Origin of the sequence: Janthinobacterium sp. KBS0711 (genome assembly GCF_000988085.1) — a bacterium.
Taxonomy (GTDB): Bacteria; Pseudomonadota; Gammaproteobacteria; order Burkholderiales; family Burkholderiaceae_D; genus Janthinobacterium; species Janthinobacterium lividum_E.
Map to the genome: position 1 here is coordinate 459812 of NZ_LBCO01000035.1, position 18210 is coordinate 478021.

20 protein-coding genes are annotated in these 18210 nt (G+C 64.4%); 12 read left to right on the plus strand and 8 right to left on the minus strand.

Annotated elements, in window-relative coordinates; all coding sequences use genetic code 11:
- The first annotated feature begins 28 nt into the window (after nucleotides 1-28).
- The 11 genes from VM94_RS25185 (at nucleotide 29) to fliR (ending at nucleotide 8566) form a co-directional block, all read left to right on the plus strand.
- Nucleotides 29-730: a flagellar assembly protein FliH gene (locus tag VM94_RS25185; RefSeq protein ID WP_046686260.1), complete on the plus strand. Its 702-nt coding sequence runs from the start codon at nucleotides 29-31 to the stop codon at nucleotides 728-730.
- Between the two features lie 89 nt (nucleotides 731-819).
- Nucleotides 820-2136 (plus strand): flagellar protein export ATPase FliI, encoded by a 1317-nt coding sequence (gene fliI / locus VM94_RS25190; protein WP_235194273.1) that lies wholly within the window; start codon nucleotides 820-822, stop codon nucleotides 2134-2136.
- A gap of 32 nt (nucleotides 2137-2168) precedes the next feature.
- Nucleotides 2169-2609, plus strand: coding sequence for a flagellar export protein FliJ (fliJ, locus tag VM94_RS25195; protein ID WP_046685922.1), 441 nt, complete (start codon nucleotides 2169-2171; stop codon nucleotides 2607-2609).
- 19 nt (nucleotides 2610-2628) lie between these two features.
- Nucleotides 2629-3873: a flagellar hook-length control protein FliK gene (locus tag VM94_RS27555; protein ID WP_052755939.1), complete on the plus strand. Its 1245-nt coding sequence runs from the start codon at nucleotides 2629-2631 to the stop codon at nucleotides 3871-3873.
- Nucleotides 3874-4059: 186 nt separating this feature from the next.
- On the plus strand, nucleotides 4060-4572 hold the full coding sequence (gene fliL, locus VM94_RS25205; RefSeq protein WP_046685923.1) for a flagellar basal body-associated protein FliL: 513 nt from the start codon (nucleotides 4060-4062) through the stop codon (nucleotides 4570-4572).
- A 6-nt stretch (nucleotides 4573-4578) separates the two neighbouring features.
- The gene (gene fliM, locus VM94_RS25210) at nucleotides 4579-5565 is read left to right on the plus strand and encodes a flagellar motor switch protein FliM (RefSeq protein ID WP_034754035.1); all 987 of its coding nucleotides are present in this window, start codon (nucleotides 4579-4581) and stop codon (nucleotides 5563-5565) included.
- A gap of 48 nt (nucleotides 5566-5613) precedes the next feature.
- The gene (fliN, locus tag VM94_RS25215) at nucleotides 5614-6048 is read left to right on the plus strand and encodes a flagellar motor switch protein FliN (RefSeq protein ID WP_034754038.1); all 435 of its coding nucleotides are present in this window, start codon (nucleotides 5614-5616) and stop codon (nucleotides 6046-6048) included.
- Entirely contained in the window at nucleotides 6045-6638 is a 594-nt protein-coding gene (fliO, locus tag VM94_RS25220) for a flagellar biosynthetic protein FliO (protein ID WP_046685924.1), read from the plus strand. Before fliN ends, fliO begins: the two co-directional genes overlap by 4 nt.
- A gap of 7 nt (nucleotides 6639-6645) precedes the next feature.
- Complete coding sequence (gene fliP / locus VM94_RS25225; RefSeq protein WP_409929630.1) at nucleotides 6646-7404, plus strand: flagellar type III secretion system pore protein FliP; 759 nt, start codon at nucleotides 6646-6648, stop codon at nucleotides 7402-7404.
- A 9-nt stretch (nucleotides 7405-7413) separates the two neighbouring features.
- On the plus strand, nucleotides 7414-7683 hold the full coding sequence (gene fliQ / locus VM94_RS25230; protein ID WP_034754044.1) for a flagellar biosynthesis protein FliQ: 270 nt from the start codon (nucleotides 7414-7416) through the stop codon (nucleotides 7681-7683).
- A 16-nt stretch (nucleotides 7684-7699) separates the two neighbouring features.
- Nucleotides 7700-8566, plus strand: coding sequence for a flagellar biosynthetic protein FliR (gene fliR, locus VM94_RS25235; protein ID WP_046685926.1), 867 nt, complete (start codon nucleotides 7700-7702; stop codon nucleotides 8564-8566).
- A 9-nt stretch (nucleotides 8567-8575) separates the two neighbouring features.
- On the opposite strand, the gene VM94_RS25240 is transcribed toward fliR, so the two are convergent.
- Complete coding sequence (locus VM94_RS25240; RefSeq protein WP_046685927.1) at nucleotides 8576-9220, minus strand: LysE/ArgO family amino acid transporter; 645 nt, start codon at nucleotides 9218-9220, stop codon at nucleotides 8576-8578.
- 73 nt (nucleotides 9221-9293) lie between these two features.
- Between VM94_RS25240 and VM94_RS25245 the strand changes: the two genes are divergently transcribed.
- Nucleotides 9294-10190 (plus strand): LysR family transcriptional regulator ArgP, encoded by an 897-nt coding sequence (locus VM94_RS25245; RefSeq protein ID WP_046685928.1) that lies wholly within the window; start codon nucleotides 9294-9296, stop codon nucleotides 10188-10190.
- A gap of 9 nt (nucleotides 10191-10199) precedes the next feature.
- On the opposite strand, the gene VM94_RS25250 is transcribed toward VM94_RS25245, so the two are convergent.
- The 7 genes from VM94_RS25250 to VM94_RS25280 form a co-directional block, all read right to left on the minus strand.
- Nucleotides 10200-11465 (minus strand): MFS transporter, encoded by a 1266-nt coding sequence (locus tag VM94_RS25250; RefSeq protein WP_046685929.1) that lies wholly within the window; start codon nucleotides 11463-11465, stop codon nucleotides 10200-10202.
- 45 nt (nucleotides 11466-11510) lie between these two features.
- Complete coding sequence (locus VM94_RS25255) at nucleotides 11511-11963, minus strand: MarR family winged helix-turn-helix transcriptional regulator (protein WP_046685930.1); 453 nt, start codon at nucleotides 11961-11963, stop codon at nucleotides 11511-11513.
- A 167-nt stretch (nucleotides 11964-12130) separates the two neighbouring features.
- Complete coding sequence (gene flgL, locus VM94_RS25260) at nucleotides 12131-13372, minus strand: flagellar hook-associated protein FlgL (protein WP_046685931.1); 1242 nt, start codon at nucleotides 13370-13372, stop codon at nucleotides 12131-12133.
- A gap of 52 nt (nucleotides 13373-13424) precedes the next feature.
- Nucleotides 13425-15392: a flagellar hook-associated protein FlgK gene (gene flgK / locus VM94_RS25265; protein WP_046685932.1), complete on the minus strand. Its 1968-nt coding sequence runs from the start codon at nucleotides 15390-15392 to the stop codon at nucleotides 13425-13427.
- A gap of 88 nt (nucleotides 15393-15480) precedes the next feature.
- Complete coding sequence (gene flgJ, locus VM94_RS25270; protein WP_046685933.1) at nucleotides 15481-16401, minus strand: flagellar assembly peptidoglycan hydrolase FlgJ; 921 nt, start codon at nucleotides 16399-16401, stop codon at nucleotides 15481-15483.
- A gap of 10 nt (nucleotides 16402-16411) precedes the next feature.
- Nucleotides 16412-17527 (minus strand): flagellar basal body P-ring protein FlgI, encoded by a 1116-nt coding sequence (locus tag VM94_RS25275; protein WP_046685934.1) that lies wholly within the window; start codon nucleotides 17525-17527, stop codon nucleotides 16412-16414.
- Nucleotides 17528-17529: 2 nt separating this feature from the next.
- Entirely contained in the window at nucleotides 17530-18180 is a 651-nt protein-coding gene (locus VM94_RS25280) for a flagellar basal body L-ring protein FlgH (RefSeq protein ID WP_046685935.1), read from the minus strand.
- Nucleotides 18181-18210: the final 30 nt, after the last annotated feature.

Genomic DNA, 18210 nt, shown 5'->3' on the forward strand with positions numbered 1-18210 from the left:
GCAGCAAACCGCTTATCAGCGCTGGGAAATGACCTCGTTTGGCGACGAGCGTCCCAGCGTGGTGGCGGCGCGCAAGCTGCTGGAACCGGATCCGGAACCGGAACTTGACCCGTTTGCCGAACTGCACGAGGAAGAGCTGGCCCCGCCGCTCGAATACCCGACGCAGGAAGAACTCGACGCCATCCGCGAGGAAGCGCGCGCCACGGCCTTCGAGGAAGGCCGCGCCGCCGGCTATGCGGAAGGCCACGCGGCCGGACATGCCGATGGCCACGCCGAATCGTATGCGCAAGGCAAGGCTGCCTCCGCCATCGAACTGGCGCACCTGCAAACCATCGCCGTCGACTTCGGCACGGCCGTGCACCAGGCCGATGAACTGATCGCCAATGACGTGATGGAACTGGCCCTGCAGCTGGCCAAGGGCATGCTCAAGACTGCCTTGCCCGTGCGTCCCGAACTGATGCTGCCCGTGGTGCGCGAAGCCATCGAATACTTGCCCGTGCTGCAACAACCGGCCTTGCTGATGCTCAACCCGGAAGACGCGCAAGTGGTGCGCGACGGCATCGGCGACGAGCTCGACAAGGGTGGCTGGCGTGTCATCGAAGACCCGAGCGTGGAACGCGGCGGTTGCAAGATCGACACGGCCAGCAACCAGATCGACGCGCAGACGTCCACCCGCTGGCAGCGCCTGACGCATGCGCTGGGCAAAGACCTGGACTGGCTGGCGCCGTGAGCGAGCCCGTCAAAGGCCCCACTGCCCATGCGGCGCGCTGGCGCGCCTACCTGAGCGACTGTTCGGCCGTCGTCGGCTTTGTCGAACCGATGCAAATTTCAGGCCGCGTCACGCGCGTGGCCGGTCTCGTGATGGAAGCCGTGGGCCTGCGCCTGGCCGTGGGCGCCGCCTGCACCGTGCCGCTGCCGAATGGCGGCCGGGTCGAGGCGGAAGTGGTGGGTTTTGAAGGCGAACGCCTGTTCTTGATGCCGCAAAGCGACGTCGAGGGCATCGTGCCCGGCACGCGCGTGTTTTCCGTCGAACCGGCCATCCCCCGCCCCGGCAGCGTGGCGCACCCGCGCCGCCGCCCCAGCGACCGCGCGCGCCACCTGCCCGTGGGGCCGCAACTGCTGGGCCGCGTGCTCGATGGCGCGGGACGACCGCTCGACCAGCTCGGCCCGCTGCACACGGTCGACAGCGCGCCCATCAATGTACGCCCCGCCAATCCCCTGGGCCGCGCGCCCATCGTCGACACGCTCGACGTGGGCGTGCGCTCGATCAACGCCATGCTGACCGTGGGCCGGGGCCAGCGCATGGGCCTGTTCGCCGGTTCCGGCGTCGGTAAAAGCGTGCTGCTGGGCATGATGGCCCGCTACACGGAAGCGGACGTGATCGTCGTCGGCCTGATCGGCGAACGGGGACGCGAGGTGAAGGAATTCATCGAGCAGATCCTCGGCGCCGAAGGCCTGGCCCGTTCCGTCGTCGTGGCAGCGCCGGCCGACACGCCGCCCCTGATGCGCCTGCAAGGGGCCGCGTATGCGACGGCGATTGCCGAGTATTTCCGCGACCAGGGGCAGAACGTGCTGCTGATCATGGATTCGCTGACCCGCTACGCCATGGCGCAGCGCGAAATCGCCCTGGCCATCGGCGAGCCGCCCGCCACCAAGGGCTATCCGCCGTCCGTCTTCGCCAAGCTGCCCGTGCTGGTGGAGCGGGCCGGTAATGGCGAGGAAGGCGGCGGCTCGATCACGGCCTTCTACACCGTGCTGACCGAGGGCGACGACCAGCAGGACCCGATCGCCGACTCGGCGCGCGCGATTCTCGATGGCCACATCGTGCTGAACCGCCGCCTGGCCGAAGCGGGACATTATCCCGCCATCGACATCGAGCAATCGATTTCACGCGCCGCCCACTCGATCACCACGCACGAGCACCAGCAACAGGCGCGCAAGCTGAAACAGCTGTATTCGCGCTACGAGCGCAGCCGCGACCTGATCAGCGTGGGCGCCTACAGCGCCGGTACCGACCCCGTGCTGGACCAGGCCATCGCCCTGCATGAAAAGATCGAGGCGTTTTTACAACAGCAAATCACGGAGCGGGTCAGCATGGACGAGAGCTTGGGGCAACTTACCGCTCTATTCGACTGATTAGGACTTGCATAGCGGGAATATAATCAGCCATGGCTTCTCCTTCCCAACTTGCAACCCTGATCGACCTCGCCCAGCGCGAAACGGACGACTGCGCCAAGCGCCTGGGCGCGGCCCTGAAAGCGCTCGACGATTGCCGCCAGAAGCTCGACATGCTGTCCGGCTACCGCGACGACTATGCCAAGCGCTTCGAAGCGAGCATGAGCAGCGGCATCACGCCCATGGCTTACCGCAACTTCCAGGCTTTCATGGTCAAGCTCGACAGCGCCATCATGGGCCAGCAGCAAGTGGTCGAACATGCGCAGGCGCGCAGCGACAATGAAAAGATGCGCTGGCAGCTGGCCGAACGCAAGCGCATGTCCTACACCACCCTAAACAACCGGGCGCAGGAACAGGCGCTGAAGCTGGAAAACAAGCGCGACCAGAAGGCAATGGATGAGCACGCGGCGCGACAAGCCTATTACAAACGCTAAGCAACACTGAGGCAGCATCATGCAAACCCAGCCAACCCCGATTTCCCAGATTATCTCGCCGAACGCCACGCCCGGTGCCGCCAACCGCAGCCAGCCGTCCACCAGCGGCGCGGCGGGCGACTTCCAGCGCACCCTGAACCGCCAGATCGAGCAACGCCAGGCCAGCCGCAATATGGCGCAAGCACAGGCGCCGGCGGCCCGTCCTGCCAGCCCGGCCGCCGCGCCAGCGTCCGCCCCGGCACCCGCCAACGAAGCGAAGCCGGCGCAAGCGGGCACCGACCAGGCGGCCAGCAGCGAACAGCCGCCAGCACAGGCCAGCGAAGCGGCGGCACCCACCGCCACCGACAGCAGCACGGCCGAGGCCAGCGCACCCGCCATCCCCGCCGAGACAGCGCCGCCAGCCGATCCGGCCGCCGCGATGCTGGCCCTCGTGGGCAGCATCCAGCTGGCCATCCAGCCGTCAGCGGCCAAGGCCGTGCCGGAACTGCCCGCGCGCACCGGCATCAAGGCCGACGGCAAGGGCCTGGCAACGGGTCCATTGGCCACCGCCTCCGCCTCCGCCGCTGCGGCAGTACAAGCCGACAGCGGCGACTTTGCCGACAGCCTGGGCAAGGCCGCCGCCACGCGCGGCGCCAACGTGCCGGCCGGCAAGGCCGAACCGGGCAAGCTGGCCATCGACGCGCAGCTGGCGGCCACTGCCAAGGCGGGCAGCACCATGGCCGAACCGATCCTCAAGGAAACGCCTGCCGACCTGAGCCGCCTGGCGGCACAGCTGCAGCCGGGTGCGCTGCAGCAGGCCGCGGCCGCCGTGGCCGTGCCGGCCGACAAGCTGACGGGCCGGGTCGGCACGCCGGCCTGGGACCAGCAACTGGGGCAGAAAGTCGTGTGGATGGCGGCCGGTGGCGACCAGAGCGCCACCCTGACCCTGAATCCGCCCGACTTGGGCCCCGTGCAAGTAATCTTGACGGTGACCAATGACCAGGCCGATGCCGCCTTCATGTCGGCCCAGCCGGAAGTACGCCAGGCGCTGGAAGCGGCCATGCCGCGTCTGCGCGAGATGATGAGCGAAGCGGGCATCGCCTTCGGCAGCGCCACCGTGTCGGCCGGCACGCCGGAACAACAAAACAATGGCGAGCGTGCCGCCTCGGGCGAGCGCCGTGGCAATGGCCAGGGCGACGGCGTCTCCGGTGGCGAGATCGCCATCGCGCCGGCGACGGGCGGACGCAGCCGGCCCAGCCTGAGTGCCGTGGATATCTTTGCCTGACGACAATTCGTCGTCCGCAGGCCACAGGCGCACCCCACGGCATAACTTTTCGTCTAAAAACAGAGAGTTGAGGGCGCTTCCGCCCTCTTTTCACTGCATCCTTCTGCGCAGAATTTGCCGATAATGACATAATGGCGTCGTGATCCACTTCCATGCACCCGAGTACCATTGAAAGCAAATCCAAAAATGAAAGCAGATCCGAAAGCAGATGCAGGCCTGGCTCCCGCCGGCGCCTCGAAAAAGAAGCTTCTGATCATTGTGCTGGCCGCGGTGCTGGTGGCCGGCGGCATCGGTGGCGGTGCCGCCTGGTACTTCCTGCACGGCAAGGCCGATAAAGAAGAAGCGGCGCCCAGCAAGAAAAAACATGCCGCTTCCAAGGCAGGTCCCCCCGTCTTCGTGCCCGTCGATGCCTTCACCGTCAACTTGCAGCCGGAAAATGGCGAGCAATATCTGCAGATCGCGTTTACCCTGCAGGTGAGCAGTCCGGAAGAAATGGATTCCATCAAGCTGAACATGCCGAAGGTGCGCAGCCGCTTGCTGTTGCTGCTGTCGGGCAAGAAGGCGTCCGAACTCAATACCGTGGAAGGCAAGCAGCAACTGGCGGCCGAAATCATCAATCAGGTGAACCAGCCGTTCGAGGACAAAGGGCCGGAGCAGGACGTGACGGACGTATTATTTACCGCATTCATCATTCAATAAGCAGCCATGGCCGATAATTTCCTCTCCCAGGAAGAAGTCGATGCCCTTCTGAAGGGCGTCAACGGAGACCAGGACGACGCGCAGGCGCCGGAAGATGTCACGGGAGTTCGTACCTACAACCTGGCCACCCAGGAGCGCATCGTGCGCGGCCGGATGCCAACGTTGGAAATTATCAACGAGCGTTTCGCCCGGCTGCTGCGCGTGGGCCTGTTCAACTTCCTGCGCCGCAGCGCCGAAGTGTCGGTCGGATCCGTGCGCGTGTCGAAATACAGCGAGTTCATCCGCAACCTGGTGGTGCCGACCAATCTGAACCTGGTGCACATGAAGCCGCTGCGCGGCACGGCCCTGATGGTGTTCGATCCGGGCCTCGTCTTCCTGCTGGTCGACAATCTGTTCGGCGGCGACGGACGCTTCCATACGCGCGTCGAAGGGCGCGACTTTACGCAGACGGAGCAGCGCATCATCCTGCGCATCCTCGATATCGTTTTCGAAGCCTATACCAAGTCGTGGGAGCCGGTTTTCCCCGTCGAGTTTGAATATATCCGTTCAGAAATGAACACGCAGTTCGCCAACATCGCCACGCCGAACGAGGTGGTGGTAGCGTCCACGTTTACGGTGGAGCTGGGCTCCGTTTCCGGACAAATTCACTTCTGCATGCCGTATTCGATGATCGAGCCGATCCGCGATTCGCTGACCTCGAGCCTGCAGGGCGAGGCGCTGGAAGTGGACAAGCGCTGGATCCGTTTGATGACGCAGCAGATCCAGATCGCCGAAGTCGAGCTGGTGGCCTCGCTGGGCACGGCGCGCGTGTCGTTCGATGAAATCCTGAACATGAAGGTGGGCGACATCATCCCCCTGAATATTCCCGAACTGATCGCCGCCACCGTCGACGGCGTGCCCGTGATGGATTGCACGTATGGCGTGTTGAACGGACAATATGCGCTCAAAGTCGAAAAATTGCTGGCCAACGCCGACAACATGAATAACCATTAAGAAATACCCGGGCCGCTGCGGTCCGCATCAGTACAACAGGAGAAACACATGTCTGACAACCAAGACGACCAAAGCGCGGAAGACGATTGGGGCGCGGCCATTGCCGAGCAGGCCAAGGCGGAAGCCGAAGCGCTGCAGAACCAGGCCGCCAATACGGCCAGCGCGGCCAGCGCCGCCGTGTTCAAGGACTTTTCCAAGCAGGCGTCGAAGTCGGAAACGCACAACGATATCGATTTCATCCTCGATATCCCCGTGCAGCTGACGGTCGAACTGGGCCGCACCAAGATCGCCATCAAGAACCTGCTGCAACTGGCGCAGGGTTCCGTGGTCGAGCTCGACGGCCTGGCCGGCGAACCGATGGACGTGCTGGTGAACGGCTGCCTGATCGCCCAGGGCGAAGTGGTGGTGGTCAATGACAAGTTCGGCATCCGCCTGACCGACATCATCACGCCTTCCGAACGCATCCGAAAATTGAATAAATGAAGCCTGGCCTGTTGATTTCCACTGTGCTGCCGCTCATGGCGGCATGCAGCATTGCGCTGGCTGAAGCGCCAGCCGCGGCCGCACCAGCGGCGGCCAGCGCCGCCAGCGCTTCCGTCGAGGCGGCCAGCGAGACACCGCCAGCCGCCGCGGCAGAGGCGCCAGCAGCTTTGCCGGCTGCCTCGCCGGCCGCCGCCCTGCCCGCCATGCCGCCCGGCGCACCGGCGACGATGGCGCCGACAAGCTCGGCCGGCAGCCTGCTGCAAACCATTTTCGCGCTGATGTTCGTGCTGGCCCTGTTGATCGGCCTGGCCTGGTTCATGAAGCGCTATGGCCCCAAGGTGATGGGCGGCAACAATAAGATGCGCGTCGTCAGCTCGCTCAACTTGGGCGGACGCGAACGCATCGTCCTCGTCGAAGTGGCCGACCAGTGGATCGTCGTCGGCGCCTCGCCCGGCAGGATCAACGCGCTGGCCACCATGCCGCGCCAGGAAGGCGACCTGCCGCAACTGGCCACGGCGCAAAACGGCCCCGCGGCCGCCAATTTTTCCGAGTGGCTGAAACAGACCATCGAAAAACGCAATGGGAAATAAGCAGCAGATGGCGTGGTCCACCTTGAAGACTCCCCTGACCTGGCTGCTGGCGGTTGCCGCCCTGGCCTTGCCGCTGTGGGCCATGGCCCAGCCTGGCATCCCGGCCTTCAACAGCACGCCGGCGCCGGGCGGCGGCCAGAATTACTCGCTGCCGGTGCAGACGCTCATCCTGATGACGTCGCTCACCTTCCTGCCGGCGGCCTTGCTGATGATGACCTGCTTTACGCGCATCATCATCGTGCTGTCCCTGTTGCGCCAGGCCATCGGCACGCAATCGGCGCCGCCGAACCAGGTGCTGGTAGGGCTGGCCCTGTTCCTGACCCTGTTCGTCATGGGCCCCGTATTCGACAAGATCTATACGGATGCGTACCAGCCCTATCAGGAAAACAAGATCACCATGCAGCAGGCGATGGACAAGGGCGTCGATCCCCTGAAAACCTTCATGCTCAAGCAGACGCGCCAGGCCGACCTGGCCCTGTTCGCCAAGATGTCGCGCTCGGCGGCCCTGCAAGGTCCGGAAGACGTACCGCTGCGCATCCTCGTGCCCGCCTTCGTCACGAGCGAACTGAAGACGGCGTTCCAGATCGGCTTTGCCATCTTCATTCCGTTTTTGATCATCGACATGGTGGTCGCCAGCGTGCTGATGTCGATGGGGATGATGATGATGTCGCCCGCGACGATCTCGCTGCCGTTCAAGCTGATGCTGTTCGTGCTTGTCGATGGCTGGCAATTGCTGCTGGGCTCGCTGTCACAGAGTTTTTACTAGGGGAAGCAGATGACACCCGAAAGCGTCATGACCCTGGGCCGCCATGCGATGGAAATCACGCTGATGGTGGCCGCGCCCATGCTGCTCGTCGCCCTCATCATCGGCTTGATCGTGAGTATTTTCCAGGCGGCCACGCAGATCAACGAGGCGACCCTGTCCTTCATCCCCAAGCTGGTGGGCATCTTTGTCGCCATCGTCGTGGCGGGTCCGTGGATGCTGTCCGTCATGCTCGACTACATGCGCCAGGTGTTTACGGGCATCCCGAACCTGGTGGGCTAGTGCCGCGATTGCCGCCATGCTGACCCTGTCCAGCATCGAACTCAATACCTGGATCGCAGCACTGCTGTGGCCGCTCAGCCGCATCCTCGGCCTGATCGCGGCCGCCCCCCTGTTCGGCAACGCGGCCCTGCCGGCCACCGTCAAGGTGACCCTGGGCGCGCTGCTGGCCATGATCATCGCTCCCACCGTGCCGGCCTTGCCTGCCGTCAACCCGATGTCCCTGCCTGGCTTGCTGATCCTCACGCAAGAGATGCTGGTAGGCCTGGCCATGGGCTTTTCCATCCGCATCGTGTTTTCTGCCATCGAAATGGCGGGCGAACTCAGCAGCCTCACCATGGGCCTGGGCTTCGCTTCGTTCTTCGACCCGCAAACCAAGGGCAGGTCATCCGCCATCAGCCAGTTCCTCGTCATGCTGGCCACCTTGATGTTTTTGACCGTCAATGGCCATCTGGTCTTGCTGGCGGCACTGGCGGAAAGCTTTGTCAGCCTGCCGATTTCATCGAGTCCCATCAGCGGCGGCGGTTTCCAGCAATTGGCGGCTTGGGGCGGGGAAATCTTCCGTTCCGGCCTGCAAATTTCGCTGCCCATCATCGCCGCCCTGCTGCTGACCAACGTGGCGCTGGGTATCTTGACGCGGGCCGCACCGCAGCTGAACATTTTCGGTATCGGCTTCCCCGTTACCCTGGGCGTGGGTTTGCTGGTGATCGGCATGGTCCTGCCCTACCTGGCCACGCCGTTCCAGAACATGTTCCTGCGCGGCATAGAAACGGCGCGTCTGCTGCCGCGCGGCTTTGCTGCGCGCGACCGGCCGCCACCGCCAGCGCCGCCGAATCCCTTGCGTCCCGCACTGCCGGCGCCGGCGCCGCTGACGCCCGCGCGCTGACCAAGGCTATCAGCCCAGCGCGTGGCGCAGCAGCAGCGCCGACAGCACGAACATGGTCACGCCGATCAAGCCATCGAGCACTTGCCAGGCCCGGGGCCGCGCAAACCACGGCGCCAGCCAGCGCGCACCATAGCCCAACGATGCAAACCACAGCAGGCTGGCCGCGCTGGCGCCAACGATAAACCAGCCGCGCAGCGCGCCCGGCTGCTGGGCACCGATACTTCCCACCAGCAATACCGTATCCAGATAGACATGGGGATTGAGCAAGGTAAAGGCGGCCGCCTGCGCCAGGATGGCAGCCAAGCCCAGTCCGATACCGCCCTCGGCGGCGCGCAGCTGCTGGGGACGGCGCGCACGCCGCAGCGCTTGCCAACCGTAGACAGCCAGAAAAATGGCGCCGCCCAGCGCCAGCGCGCTGGCAAGCAGGGGGCGCTGCCCCAGCGCCCGGGACATGCCCAGGACGCCGGCGGCAATCAGCGCCGCATCGGCCAGGGCGCAAAACAGCACGATGGCGCCCACGTGTTCGCGGCGCAAGCCTTGCCGCAAGACAAAGGCATTTTGCGAGCCGATGGCAACGATGAGTCCCAGGCCCAGGGTCAAGCCCTGGAAAAAGACGGAAAAAACGAGTGGTGTGGTGGCGGTCGAGAGTGTCATGCGGCGATCTTGCCAGCCGCATGGAATGAAGGCAAACTACCTTTTCTACAGCCAATTAAGGAAAACTTTATTCATGCTCGATTATGCCGCCCTCGCCGCCCTGGCCGCCGTCATCCGCGAAGGCAGTTTCGAGCGTGCGGCGCGCGCCTTGCACGTGACGCCATCGGCCATTTCGCAGCGCATCCGCCTGCTGGAAGAGCGCGTCGGCTGCGCGCTGGTCGTCCGCGACCAGCCCTGCCGCGCCACGGAAACGGGCCGCCGCCTGTGCCAGCACGTGGACCAGGTGCAATTGCTCGAGCAGGATTTACAGGGCACCTTGCCGGCGCTGGCAGCGCAGGGCATGTCGCGCGCCAGCGTGCCCGTCGCCGTGAACGCCGACAGCCTGGCCACCTGGCTGGCGCCGGCCATCGCCGTCTTCGCGGCCGGGCATCCGGTGCTGCTGCAAGTGGCCGTCGACGACCAGGACCATACGGCCGAGTGGCTGCGCAGCGGCGCCGTGCTGGCGGCCGTCAGCGCCACAGCCCGGCCCGCATCGGGCTGCAACAGCCGTCCGCTGGGCGCCATGCGCTACCTGGCGGCCGCCAGTCCCGCCTTCATGCGGCGGCATTTTGCCCACGGCGTGGGCGCCGCCAGCCTGGCGCTGGCGCCCAGCCTCGTCTTCAATGCCAAGGACGAGCTGCAGGCGCGCTGGGTGCGGCGCCTGTGCCACCGGCACGTGGAACTGCCGCGCCACACCCTGCCCTCGTCGCACGCCTTCGTCACGGCAGCCCTGGCCGGCATGGGCTGGGGCTTGCACCCGCAGGCGCTGATCCAGTCCCATCTCGACAGTGGCAGCCTGGTCGAACTGTTGCCCGATACCCCTCTGGACGTGCCTCTGCACTGGCACACGGCGCGTGCCGCATCGAGCCTGCTCGACGGTTTGAGCGGCGCCATCCTGGTCGCCGCCCGCACGGGCCTGCTGCCGCCCTGATTGCCAGCGTCAGTGCTGGTCGCTGCTGAGCGCGAAGCGCCAGCGCCAGCGCCGCAGGTCTATATTCAAACGCAACTGCTGATATTTGACCAGGTAGCGCACGCCGACGAGGGCCGCCGCCAGACCGGACAAAGCGCCGATGCCCAGCGCCCAGCGCGGGCCGAAGGTGTCGGCCACCCAGCCCACGATGGGCGCGCCCAGCGGCGTGCCGCCCGCCGAGATAGCCAAGAGTATCGCCATGACTCTGCCCCGCATGGCGGGCGCCGTCGACAGTTGCACGCTGCTGTTGACGCTGGTGGTAAAGGTTTGCGCGGCGATGCCGATGACCACCAGCATCATGCCGAACAGCCAGTAATTGGGCATCACGGCAGCCAGCGCGCAAGCCAGGCCGAACAGCGCGGCCGCCCCCAGCAGCAAGGCCAGGGTGGGCTGGCCGCGTCCCGCCGCCAGCAAGGCGCCGGCCACGGAACCGCAAGCCATCACGGAGCTGAGTACGCCATACTGGCCGGCGCCCGCATGGAAGGCCGTCACGGACATGGTCGACAGGAAGATGGGGAAATTCAAGCCGAAGGTGCCGATCAGGAACAGCATCAGCAGGATGGCCATCAGGTCGGGCCGCTGGCGCACGTAGCGGAAACCCTCGCCCAGGCTGGCGCGGGTGGCTTTCAGGCGCGGTGCGCGGCGCAGCAATTCCACGCGCAGCAGCAACAGCGAACCGATCACGGCGGCAAACGAGACGGCATTGATGATGAAGACCCAGCCGCTGCCGACGCTGCTGATGAGCAGGCCGGCGACGGCCGGGCCCAGCATGCGCGCCGCATTGAACGAAGTGGAATTGAGCGCCACGGCATTGCTCAGGTCTTCCTCGCCAACGATTTCGGACACAAAAGTCTGGCGCACGGGCGAATCGAAGGCCGTCACGCAGCCGAGCAGGAAAGCAAATACATACACATGCCACAGTTGCACGAGCCCGCTGATGCACAGCAAGCCCAGGCCCAGCGCCAGCAATCCCATGGCCGCCTGCGTGAACAACAACAATTTCCTGCGGTCCAGCAGGTCGGCCGCCATGCCCGTCAGGGGCAGCAACAGCAGTTGCGGGCCGAATTGCAAGGCCATGACGATGCCGACGGCGCTGGCATTGTGCTGCGTCAATTCGCTGAGCACCAGCCAATCCTGCGCCGTGCGCTGCATCCAGGTGCCGATATTCGACACGAGGGCGCCGCCGGCCCAGATACGGTAATTGGGAATGCGTAGCGAACGGAATGTGTTGTTCATCTGGGCGTGCGGGCTCCTTGCCGAGTGTTAAGGTCTAGCAGCGGATCATTCCGCCAAGCGTTTGAGTAATGCCACCGCATGGTTCAGTTCGGTGACTTCGTCCGGCGTGAGCCGGGTTTCGATGGTGCGCGCCAGCCAGTCTTCGCGCGCGGCGCGGCTGGCCGCGATCCAGGCGCGGCAGCTGTCCGTCAGGGTCAATAGCGTTTGCCGGCCATCCGCCGGATCGGGCGAACCCGTTACCATCCGCGCCTCCGTCAAGGTTTGCACGGTGGCGGCCATCGACTGGGGCCGCATGCCTTCGGCACGCGCCAGGCTGCTGGCCGTGGCGGGGCCGTCGCGCTCAAGGCGGCTGAGCACGGACGCCTGCGACATGCTGACGTCCCCCAGGTGCGCCTCTTCACGCAGGCGGCGGCGCAATTTGCCGACCAGGATGCGCAATTCGCCGGCCAGTTGCAGGACTTGTTCGTGGTCTTCGCATTCTTCTTGTGGGGTGCTCATGGCAGGCGTGTGGTGGATCAACAGCCCCTACTATAGCAGATATACAGGTAGACTGCACAGTTTGCCTGCACACATTGTCAGGATGGCCATTTTACGCACGCAAAAAAGCCGGGGCGGGAGATATCCTCCCTGCCCCGGCTTGCCGCCCATCCTGCAATGCTGGCTGTTTAGCTGATGTAGTTGAACAGCGACAGGCCCGAAATCGAGGTGAACGATTTTTGCGCCGCCTGCAGGGTGATCTGCTGCTGGCTGAACAGGGAAATCGCCTTCACCATGTCCAGGTCCTGCAAGCCCGACAGGGTGCTCGCATATTGCAGGTCGAGGTCGTCGCCGGCGCTGTCGAGCGTGTCGAGTTCCTTCAGGCGCGAACCGACTTCCGCGCGCACCGACAGCACATTGTCGTAGGCCGTGTCGAGCAGATCGTGCGCCGTGTTCAGGCTGGCCGTCAGGCGCGCCTGCCCCGCGTCGCCCGTGGCCGGCTGGCCCAGTGCGCCGATCAGGTTGGTAATCGTGGTAAAGATCGATTCCTTGCCGCTGGGCTCCAGGGTGAACTTGTCCAGGTCGGCGGGCTTGCCCGCGACATTGACTTGCTGGCCGTCAAAGTTGATGGCGTCGCCCGATTTATAGGCGACCGGCACGGCGGGATTCGGAATGGTCTGGCCCAGGGTCACGTCCGTCACGGTATAGGTTGTCTTGGCATCCGTGCCCGTGCCTGTCACCTGGAAGTCGATCGTGTACTTGTGTCCCGTCAGCTTGGTGGGATCGGTCACGGTGCCTCCGGAAATGATGCCGGCGCCGCCGCGCGTGAAGTTGCCCGGATCGGCCGCCGTGGTGAACTTGCCGTTGCCCGTCAAATTGTTTTCGAACACGGCCGCGCCCGAATCGCTGGTGGCCAGGTAGCGCGCCGAGCCCACTTGCAGCTCGCGCTGGCCCTGGTCGCCCACGTAGGTGGCGCCGCCCGGCGTCTGGCTGAACGGCTGGGTGGTCGACTTGTAGCCGGAAAACAGGTAACCGCCAGCATTGTCGGAGGTGTTGGCGATGCCCATCAGGTCGGTCAGGCGGCCCTTCAATTCCGTGGCCAGGCTCTGGCGGTCGATATCCTTCAATGCCGGATTGCCAGCCTTTAGCACCAGTTGCTGCACGTCGGCGATCAGCGAGGTGGTGCTGCCCAGCGCCAGCTCTTCCTGCGAAAGGAAATTCTTGGCGTTCGAGCGGTTCGTCACGAATTGCGTGTTGATCGATTGCGACTGCGTCACTTCCAGCGCGCGCGCCGAGGCGATCGGGTCGTCGGCCGGCGTCAGGTTGCGGCGATTCGCCGATAGCTGCATCTGGGTGCGGTTCAACGCGCCCTGCAGATTGTTCAGCTGCGTGCTGCCCGCGTCATAGATCATTTTGGTACTGATGCGCATGATGCTGCCCTTCCTGATGGCGGCGGGGCGCTATGCGCCGCCGCCTGAATAATTAACGTCCGAGGCCGATGACCACGTCGAACAGGGTGCTGGCGATCTGCATGACCTTGCCGCAAGCCTGGTAGGCTTGCTGATAGCGCAGCAGGTTGGCCGCCTCTTCATCGAGGTTGACGCCGGAGACAGCCTGCTGCTGCGTGCTGGTTTGTTGCAATAACGCAAGACTGGCCAGGCCGCTCACTTGTACTTCGCGCGTCTTGTTGCCGACATAGCTGACGGTTTCCGCGTACGAACCCTGGAACGTGGCCTTGCCGCCATCGAGAATGTTTTTCGTCTGCAAGCCCGCCAGCAAGGCGGCATTGCGGCTGTCGCCTACGCCGCCCGAGTTCGGGGCGATGGTGAATTTATCGCCCTGCGCGGGCGCACCCGTCATGTTGAAGTTGATGCCGCCGAAGCTGAAGCTGTCGCCTTCCGTGTACGGGATAGTCGCCGTGCCGGCCGGATATGTGGTGGTCGCGCCGTTCAAGCCTTTCACCGTCACGGCCTGGCCCGCAGGGAAACCCGACAGCGAAGTAGTCGCCTTGTCGTACGTCAAGGTGACGGTACTCGTCAAGGCATTGCCCGGCGTTAAATACGCCTTGTCCACGCTACCTAGGCCGAGCTTGCCGCTGCCCGTATTGCTGACGGGCGCGCCCGTGGCGATCGGCGCGCCGGCGGCCAGCTTGTTGCGGTCGGTAATCGCCACGGCCAGGTCGGCAGCGCCATGAGCGGTCGGCCTGACCATGAAATTGTCGCCTTCGGCGGCCGCGCCCGTGATGGAGAAATCCACGCCGTCGATGGTTTGCGGCACGGTTTGCGGATACGGATTGATGGTTGTTTTCGCGCCATCGCTCTGGCGCGTCACCACGTAATTGGCGCCGTCATACTTGACGGCATAATCGCTGGCCGTCAGCTTGGTCGGATCACTGACCTTGGCCGACACCACGGTCGTGCTGGTCGCATTGTTGCGGTAGTCGGCGCCGATGACGGGATCGGGCAATTTGAAGAAGTCGCCCCCCATGTCGCCGTTCAAGTCCTGGCCCAGCTTGTGCTGTTCATTGAAGGTGGACGCCAGCGCGATGGCAACCTTGCCCAGCGAATTCTGGATGCGGTCCAGGCTGCCGCTGCGGAATTCCAGCAAGCCGCCCAGCGCACCGCCGCTCAAGGAACTTTCCGACAGCTTGGTGACGCTCGTACCCGTCACATAGCCCACGTCCAGGCGGTTCGGATCCGTCGGCGACGGCGTGGTGGCCAGTTCAAAGTTCTTCTCGCCCACCACCAGCGGCTGGCCCGAGCCGATCGAGACGGTAATCGAGTTGCCGGCGCCAGGCTGAACCGTTGCCTTGACGTATTTGTTCAGCTCCGTGATCAGCTGGTCGCGCTGGTCCAGCAAATCGTTGGGCTGATTGCTTTCATTCACGGTCAGATTGGTAATCGCGGTATTGAGTTCCGCGATCTGCTTGGCGTAGGAGTTGATCACTTTCACGTTCGAGGTGATCTGCGAATTGACGCCGTCGCCGATTTCCGTCAGGCGCGCGCTGAGGCCCTGGAAGCGCGCCGTCAACGAGTTTGCGCTCGACAACAATGCCTGGCGCGACGACACGGACGAAGGATTCGAGCTGAAATCCTGCACGCCCTTGAAGAAATCGGCCATCGCCGGCGACAGCCCGGCCGTGGGATCGGCCAGCATATTGTCGATCTGGCTGATCTGCGTGTAGTAGGCGTCGAGCGAACTGGTGGCCGACTGCGCGCCATTCACCTGGGCCGCCATGAAACCGTCGTACTGGCGCTTGACTTGCGATACCTCGGTACCATTGCCAACAAAGCCATAGCCGGCATTGTTGAACTGCGCCGTCTGCTGCAGCACCACCTGGCGGTTGTAACCGTCCACGTTGGCATTGGTGATGTTATGCCCGGTCGTCGACAGGCCCACCTGCGCTGCAAGCAAACCGCTCTTACCGATGCTGAGTAGATTCGAAGTCATGGTGTCTTATTGGTTACCGTCATGAGTATTTACGGCAGCCGCGGCGAAAACTTGAAGCGCGCGGCCTGCACAGGGGTGCGGCGTGTTACTAGCCGACCAGCGAATTCTTGATGATTTTTGTCAATTTGGCAGCGTAATTCGGGTCCGTCGCGTAGCCGGCTTTCTGCAAGCCGTGGGCGAACGTGCTGGCGTCGCCCGCGCTGGCCAGGACTTTCTCGTAGCGCTTGTTGTTGGTAATTAACTGCGCATAATCCTTGAAGCTGTCCGCATAGCTGTCGTAGGCGCGGAATTTTTCCACCTTGCGCTGCGCCTTGCCATTCACGTATTCCGTGGTGACGGCTTCCGTGACCTTGCCCTTCCAGTCGCTGGACGCCTTGATGCCGAACAGGTTGTGGCTGCTGCTGCCGTCGCGGGCGATGATTTCGCGCTTGCCCCAGCCCGTTTCCAGCGCCGCCTGGCCCAGCATGAACTTGGCAGGGATGCCCGTGGCGCGGCTCGCTTCTTCCGCATGCACGCCCAGTTTTTCCTGGAAGGCGCGCACGTGCGGCGCCTGCGTGGCGTTGGCCTTGTCGCTCAGGGTCTTGCCGGTGGCGCTGGCGGAACCTTCGGTGAGAGCGCCCTGCTGCTGGCGGAACGCGGCCAGCGCCTGCGCCATGCTCGACGAGCGGGGCGACGGCGCTTCGGCGCCATCGGCGGCCAGCGCCTGGTTCGACGACGACAACTGCCGGATCAGCACGTCCGCCAGTCCCGTGCCCCGCTTGGCCAGGTTCTGGCTCGTCTGCTGGTCCAGCATCGAGGTGTACATCTTGCTTTGCTGGCTATCCATGATGCCGTCCTGCGGCGTGGCTTCGCGCATGCTTTTCATCATCATGTTGATGAACATGGCTTCGAATTGCGTGGCCGCCTCTTTCAGGGCGGCCGGGTCCTTCGCCTTGGCGGACTGGCGCAAGCCATCCATGCCCTTGACGTCATAGGCGGCGGTATTGCTGAGGTCGGTTTGGCTGATCATGGCGTGTCCATCAAATGATTTCAAGTTCGGCGCGCAGCGAACCGGCCGCCTTCATCGCCTGCAGGATGGCCAGCAAGTCTTGCGGCGAGGCGCCGATGGCGTTCAAGGCTTTCACCACCTCGGACAGCGAGGCGCCGCCCTTGACCAGCATGACCTTGCCCGGCTCTTTCTTGATATCGATCTGCGCCGTCTGCGTGACCACCGTGCGCCCGCCCGACAATGGCGGCGGCTGGCTCACCTGCGGCTCGACATTGATGGTGACGGACAGGTTGCCGTGCGAAATGGCACATGTTTCCAGGGTGACGGACTGGTTCATCACGACGGAACCCGTACGGGCATTCATGATGACCTTGGCCGCCAGGCGGGCCGGATTGACTTCGATGCTTTCCAGCTGGCCCAGGAAGGACACGCGCTGGTCGCTGCCGCCCGGCGACTGCACCTGGATCACGCGGCCATCGAGCGCGGCGGCCGTGCCGGCGCCGTAGCGGCTGTTGATGGCGTCGACCACGCGGCTGGCGGTGGCGAAATCGGTGGCGTTCAGTTCCAGGCGGATCGTGTTGTTGGCGCCCAGCGCCGAAGGCACGCTGCGCTCGACGGTCGCGCCGCCCGAGATGCGCCCCACGCTCAAGTGATTGATGACGACGGAGCTGCCGGCCGCCTGCGCACCCACGCCGCCCACCAGCACGTTGCCCTGCGCCATGCCGTACACCTGGCCGTCGGCGCCCTTCAATGGCGTCATCAATAAAGTGCCGCCGCGCAAGCTTTTCGCATTGCCCATCGACGACACCGTCACGTCGAGCAACTGGCCTGGCTGGGCAAACGCGGGCAAGGCCGTCGTCACCATCACGGCGGCCACGTTTTTCAGCTGCAAACTGGTGCCTTGCGGCAAATTGATGCCTTGCTGTTGCAGCATGGCCGCCACGCTCTGGATGGTAAATGGCGTTTGCGTGGTCTGGTCGCCGCTGCCATCGAGGCCGACGACGAGGCCATAGCCCATCAGTTGATTCTGGCGCACGCCGGCGATGCTGGCCAGGTCCTTGATGCGCTCGGCTTGCGCCGCGGGCGCCAGCAGGGAGAGAGCCAGGCCGCAGATGGCCAGCAAGCGGGGAAAGGTTACGCTCGCCATGATCAGAACGGCAGCAGGCTGAGGAAGAAGCGCGACGCCATCGAGGCCATTTCGGCGCGGTCGATCTGGCTGTTGGTGCGGTATTCGACGCGCGCATCGGCCACCTGGGTCGATGGCACGACGTTGCCCGTGCCGATGGTGTCCGGATTGACCATGCCCGAGAAGCGGATGAATTCCGTGCCCTTGTTCATGGCGATCTGTTTCTCGCCGGCGACGATCAGGTTACCGTTCGGCAGCACTTCAATCACCGTCACGCCGATCACGCCAGAAAAGGTATTGCTGGCGGACTGGTTGTCGCCATCGGCAAATTTCGTCGCGCCATTCGCCGCCACAGTGCCGCCCAGGCGGCCCTGCAGCATGCCTGGCGTGCTGAAGCCCACGCTGCCCGACTTGTTGCCCGAACTGGCGCCCGCCTTGACGGCGTTCGTGCGCTCGGTGATGGCGATCGTCATGGTGTCGCCCACGTGGCGCGCGCGGCGGTCTTCGAAGGCGGGACGGTAGGTCGACGGCTGGTAGATGGAGCCATTGTTGACAACCACCGGTTCCGGCATCGGCGCGCGCGTGGTGGTGGGATATTGCACGATGGACGTAGGCGTGATGGCGCAGCCGGACAGCAGGACTGCAGAGAACAAAGCGATGATGGGGTATTGCATGGCGAACCTCCGCTGCCATCCGGCGGCGGA